This window comes from Endozoicomonas sp. ONNA2, assembly GCF_024606365.1.
Lineage (GTDB): Bacteria > Pseudomonadota > Gammaproteobacteria > Pseudomonadales > Endozoicomonadaceae > Endozoicomonas.
Window position 1 is genome coordinate 1 of sequence record NZ_JAHHPO010000385.1, and the last position, 5,407, is coordinate 5,407.

The following is a 5,407-nucleotide window of genomic DNA, read 5'->3' on the forward strand; positions in this document are numbered from 1 at the left end:
CAGGAACACTGAGTTTAAAATGGGAAAGTTATTTTTAGACGACTCCTAAGTAGCTAAACATATGAAATAATATACTCCTTATGGCCAGCTACTTATTGCAAAACCTTGACCTTATCCCCTATCCGGATAATCCCTTCCCGATCCGGAATAAGGTTCTGGCCAAAAATAACGCCCATATCCGTTTGACGATATTGCGCCAGGGTAAACAGCGGCTCCCTCCCCTCTTTTAGACCGGTTTCAGGGTTGACGGTGGTTATCACACACCGTGAACAGGGTTTGGCCACCCGGAATGTGATATCCCCTACCCTGATCACTGACCAGCCATCCTCTTCATAGGGCTGTTGACCACCGACGACTATATTGGCCCGGAAGCGGGACATGGGCACGGCCTCAGTCAGGCGTTGATTCAAATCAGCCAAAGACGCTTCATTGGTGAGCAAAAAAGGGAAACCGTCGGCAAAACTGGTATGGTCCTCAGGCCCGGAGTATCTGGCATCAGTCGCCCTTATTGACCGTTCTGGCTGATAACACAGCCGACAGTTTATATTCAGGAAATCACTGAACCACCGGGCAGCAGCATCCCCGGCGTCCAGTGCCTGACAATCGTCTTGCCAAACCGTGACTGTCGCGCAACTTCCCTCATCTTTCGGGATGGAAACCCAGAGGTCCCCGGCAGCTGGCCGGGTAATCCATAGTCCTTCGTCAACAACGGAGGTGACGACAGTTGCCAGTGCCGGATATTGCCGTTGGGTGATAAACTTGCCATGCTCATCCGTCAACAGCCAGCGCCGATCATGTTCAAAACCTCTTCGGGTTACCCGGGCACTTTCGAGGGGTATGCCCCTGGTTGATTTGATGGGATAGATTGCCAGCTCGGTCACTTGCATCAACTCATGCTCCTGTCATTGGTTTGGCATTGGTTTGGCCTGAGGATTATGAGTGGCCAAGGATACGGCTATCGCTTGTTTGTGAGAACCTTCTTTCAGAGAATCTTGTCTATGACAAGAGTGAGCAGCAAAATATCGGGCAAAACACTTGGTTATGACAGGATTCCCAATGACACTTCAGCTGGTTGATATCGGTGTTAACCTCAGCGACAAGGCTTTTAATAAAGACCGTGACGACGTCGTCAGCCGGGCTATTGAACACGGCGTAACAACAATGGTTCTCACTGGCACCTCCCTGGCAGAGTCCCAAGAGGTACTGGGTCTGGCCCGAAACTACCCTGGCCACTGCTTCTCTACCGCCGGTATTCACCCCCATGGGGCGAAAGATGCCAATACTCAGGCCTTTAATGAGCTGAAAGCCTTATTCAATGAACCCGGGGTGGTGGCCGTTGGAGAAACCGGTCTGGATTTTAACCGTGACTTTTCCCCCCGTCTGCTCCAGGAGAAAGTATTTGAGCGGCAGTTGGAGCTGGTCATTGACAGTGGGTTGCCCCTGTTCTGCCATGAGAGGGATGCTTCAGAACGTTTTGCAGATATTATCAAAAACTACCGGGATCTAATCAGCAGGCTGGTTGTGCACTGCTTCACAGGCGATAAATCTGCCCTCTACCGGTACCTGGATCTGGACTGTCATATTGGCATTACCGGATGGATCTGTGATGAACGGCGCGGAACCCACCTTCACCCGCTGATGCAGGATATTCCTGCAAACCGGCTGATGGTGGAGACCGATTCACCCTGGTTACTGCCAAGGTCATTGGCGAAAAAGCCGAAAAGCCAGAGAAATGAGCCGGCCTTTCTGCTTGAGGTCGTGCAAATGATCGCCACCCACATCGGTAAGTCCCCGGAACAGGTCGCTCAACAAACCAGAGAAACATCACTGGCATTCTTTAATCTTGTGGCTCCTCATCATGACCTTCCGGGTCAAGATGCACAATAACATCCGCTTCAGGCAGGTATTCAAGCACGGCCCGCTTGGCCAGGACCCCCAGGTCGTGGGCATGGATCAGGGGCATGTGTGGCTCAAGGTCCAGATGCATCTGAATAAACGGGGTTGAGCCGGACATCCGGGTTTTGACGTCATGAATACCCAAAACACCGTCAACTGAGAGGGCCCGTTTCTGAATTTCCTGAAGTTCTTCCTCAGGCAGTGCCTTGTCCATCAATTGTTGGATCGATTCCCAGGCAAGGTTCCTGACACTGAACAACATATAACCGCCAATCAGCAGGGCAAGCATATTATCCACCTGGTGATAGCCATAGCGAGTGGCAAACAGCGCAGCCAGCACCGCCACATTGGTCAGAAGATCCACTTGATAATGCAGTGAGTCAGATTTAATAGCCGCGGAATTGGTTTTTCGGATGACATAGCGCTGAATGGCTAACAGGATCAGGGTGGCGATGATCGAGAAAACCATAACCACGATACCTGAGCTTTCATTATCCAGTACGACATCTTCACCCGTTATCCGGTCAAGGGTATTGAGTACCAAGACAATGGCCGAACCGCCAATAAAGGCTGACTGGGCCAGAACAGCCAACTGCTCTGCCTTGCCATGGCCAAAGTGGTGGTCATCATCCGCGGGTAAAATGGCAATCCTGACCGCAAATAATGTGATCAGGGAGGCCAGGATATCCATCGTGGAGTCCAGCAAGGTAGCCAGCAGGCTCATGGAGCCGGTCATGAACCAGGCAATGAGCTTGGCGATGATCAGGAGGCTTGCCGTTGCAACCGAGGCGTAGGTCGCCAGTTTGAGCAGGCGTTTTTTTTGTTCAGACACGTTCTTTCCAGATTTTTTTCCAAAGAAACTCTCATTGAGTCCGGACGATGTGGTTTTTTGACAATGTTCTTGTTGCTGAGCCCGTGTTATTGAGCCCGTGTTATTGAGCCAGTGTTATTGAGCCAGAGTGAAGTAAACCATGGAATCCCTGTCAATGAACTACTGACATTCCCGCTATCCTATCCTGAAACGGTGGGGATCAGCCAGTTAATCAATTCCTCCGGGGTAAATGGCCAGCCAAGCTCCCTGCCCTCTGCAGTAGCGATGACAGGAATCCTTTCACCATAGCGATCAACCAGAAGGTCATCATCACTGATCTCAATGGCCACCCAACGGCATACCTTCTGCTTTTGCAGAAAATTGAGCATTTGTTCGGCTTTTTCGCACAGGTGGCACCCTGACGTGGTGTATAAAGTAAGTAGAATCATCAACCATTCCCTAAAATGGGTGTCTAATATAGCGATAATATAACCACAGAGTAAGTAAAGATTACGTAGATATAACTACAACATACTGTTTCAGCTTATACTCTCTGGGCACTAATAAATTCAGCTGGCGATCCCATGGACTTTACATTTTTCAATCAACTCATGCTTATCCTGGCTCTGTCAGCGGTCACCATTGCCTTTTTCAAGCGATTCCAGCTGCCGGAAAGTCTGGGTTACCTATTTGTCGGAATCATTCTTGGGCCCACCACTTCCGGACTGATACAGCAGGACTTTGATATCGCCCTGCTGGCCGAGATTGGTGTGGTATTCCTGCTCTTTACCCTGGGTCTTGAGTTCTCCATGAAAACCATTCTGGCCATGAAGAAAGAGGTATTTGGCCTTGGTGGATTGCAGGTGCTCCTGACCGGGATCGGGATTTTCACTGTTCTGACTGCCTTTGATTTTGCCGTACTCACCTCATTTGTCTGTGCCTCTGCCCTGGCTCTCTCCTCCACAGCCATTGTGTCCAAGGAGCTCACCCAGAGTAATGAACTGCGCTCCCGCCAGGGACAGCTGGTCATCGGTGCCCTGCTATTTCAGGATATTGCCGCCGTGGTCTTTCTGATTATGATTCCCGCCCTGATTGGCGAAGGCAGTGACTCCATCGCTTCCTCTCTCGGATTTGCCTTTGCTGAAGGGATTGTGTTTGTCGTGATCATGCTGGCCATTGGCAAATGGGTTCTCCCGCTCATTTTTCACGAGGTTGCCAAGGCCAGGAGTGAAGAACTGTTTGTTCTCATGGCGCTGGTTATTGCCCTGATGGCCGCCTGGCTCTCTCATGCCATGGATTTATCCATGGCGCTGGGCGGTTTTGTTGCCGGCATGATGATGGGTGAGAGCCACTACAAACACCAGGTTGAAGCCGATATCAAACCATTTCGGGACGTGCTCCTTGGCCTGTTTTTCGTGTCCGTCGGCTTAATGCTGGACATGGATGTTCTGGTCACTTTCTGGAAAGAGATTCTACTGGGTACCGTAGCACTGATTCTTTTCAAGTTTCTGGTGATCTATACCCTGACCAGAATATTTGCCGAGAGCAAAAATATCTCACTCAAAACCAGCCTGTCACTGGCCCAGGGTGGCGAGTTCTGTTTTGCTCTGGTTGCCCTGGCATCACAATATGGTGAGAGTGGCGGCAACCTCACTTCCGTGGTTCTCGCGGTTACTATCTTATCGATGATCATTGCGCCTCTTCTGATCAGAAACAGCAATGCCATCGTCAAACTGGTCAAGTTCGATAAATCTGAACAGAGTATTCATCGAGTAAAGGAAGACGAAGTACGCAAACAAACTGCCCACATACACCATCATACCCTGATCTGTGGTTACGGCCGTGTAGGACAAACCATTGCCCGCTTTTTGACCCGGGAAAACAAGGCGTATGTTGCTATTGATGATGACCCTGTTCATGTTCATGAAGCGGGTCTTGCCGGTGATCCGGTCTTCTTTGGCGACTGCAGGAAGTTAGAACTGCTAATGGCAGTTGGACTGGAGCGGGCAAGTCAGGTGGTTATCTGTATCGATCGCCCGGAAAATGCCCTTAAAATACTGCAGGCTGTTCGAAAACAATCGCCAGAGGTTCCAGTTCTTGTACGCACTCGGGATGACAGTCAGTCAGACGCATTAAAAAAAGCAGGGGCAACGGTGGTTATTCCAGAAGTGCTTGAGTCAAGCCTGGTTATTGTCAAGCATGCCCTGTTGATGTTGGGCATGAACCCTGCCCATGTTCGTCAAACAGTCCATGAAGCCAGAACCAAAGGCTATGAAATTCTGAACGGCTTTTACCCTGGCATCAGTGATTATCTGCTGGAGAATGATAAAAAAACCTATCGTCACGCTGTTACCCTGGGCAAAAAAAGCGAGGCAGATCAAAAAGCCATCGAGTCACTGGACTTTAAAGGTACCGACGTATCAATTGTCGAGGTACGACGAGATAATATGGTACTACAGCCCGAAGTGGGAATGATATTGAATGCTGGTGATATTGTAGTTTTAACTGGAAGCAATAGCGATATTTCTCACATTGAGAAACTTTTTTACTAATTTATTGCCTAAGAATATGCAAACACTATTTGCACTAACCAGATTATTACTGGCCGGGTAGCCTGTAATAAGTAGCTGGCCATATGGAATCGAATATTTCTGACTCCTTGTGCCGGCACTCTGCTTCGTTACAACTCCGGTCACATAG

The 5,407-nt window shown here is 49.6% G+C and carries 5 protein-coding genes; 2 read left to right on the forward strand and 3 right to left on the reverse strand.

The features are described 5' to 3' along the window. Window positions 1-92 precede the first annotated feature (92 nt). Entirely contained in the window at window positions 93-887 is a 795-nt protein-coding gene (locus tag KDK14_RS07005) for an MOSC domain-containing protein (RefSeq protein ID WP_257264326.1), read from the reverse strand. Between the two features lie 169 nt (window positions 888-1,056). Here KDK14_RS07005 and KDK14_RS07010 point away from each other — a divergent pair, with 169 nt between their 5' ends. Next, window positions 1,057-1,887, forward strand: coding sequence for a TatD family hydrolase (locus KDK14_RS07010; RefSeq protein ID WP_257264328.1), 831 nt, complete (start codon window positions 1,057-1,059; stop codon window positions 1,885-1,887). On the opposite strand, the gene KDK14_RS07015 is transcribed toward KDK14_RS07010, so the two are convergent. Further along, entirely contained in the window at window positions 1,838-2,728 is an 891-nt protein-coding gene (locus tag KDK14_RS07015; RefSeq protein WP_257264330.1) for a cation diffusion facilitator family transporter, read from the reverse strand. The genes KDK14_RS07010 and KDK14_RS07015 overlap by 50 nt on opposite strands. Before the next feature lie 179 nt (window positions 2,729-2,907). After that, entirely contained in the window at window positions 2,908-3,156 is a 249-nt protein-coding gene (locus KDK14_RS07020) for a glutaredoxin family protein (RefSeq protein WP_257264332.1), read from the reverse strand. Window positions 3,157-3,291: 135 nt separating this feature from the next. Between KDK14_RS07020 and KDK14_RS07025 the strand changes: the two genes are divergently transcribed. Then, window positions 3,292-5,259, forward strand: coding sequence for a cation:proton antiporter (locus KDK14_RS07025; RefSeq protein WP_257264334.1), 1,968 nt, complete (start codon window positions 3,292-3,294; stop codon window positions 5,257-5,259). The last annotated feature ends 148 nt before the right edge of the window (window positions 5,260-5,407 follow it).

Coding starts and splice junctions, on each gene's coding strand:
- KDK14_RS07005 (WP_257264326.1), bottom strand. CDS start 887: ATGCAAGTGACCGAGCTGGCAATCTATCCCATCAAATCAACCAGGGGC.
- KDK14_RS07010 (WP_257264328.1), top strand. CDS start 1,057: ATGACACTTCAGCTGGTTGATATCGGTGTTAACCTCAGCGACAAGGCT.
- KDK14_RS07020 (WP_257264332.1), bottom strand. CDS start 3,156: ATGATTCTACTTACTTTATACACCACGTCAGGGTGCCACCTGTGCGAA.
- KDK14_RS07025 (WP_257264334.1), top strand. CDS start 3,292: ATGGACTTTACATTTTTCAATCAACTCATGCTTATCCTGGCTCTGTCA.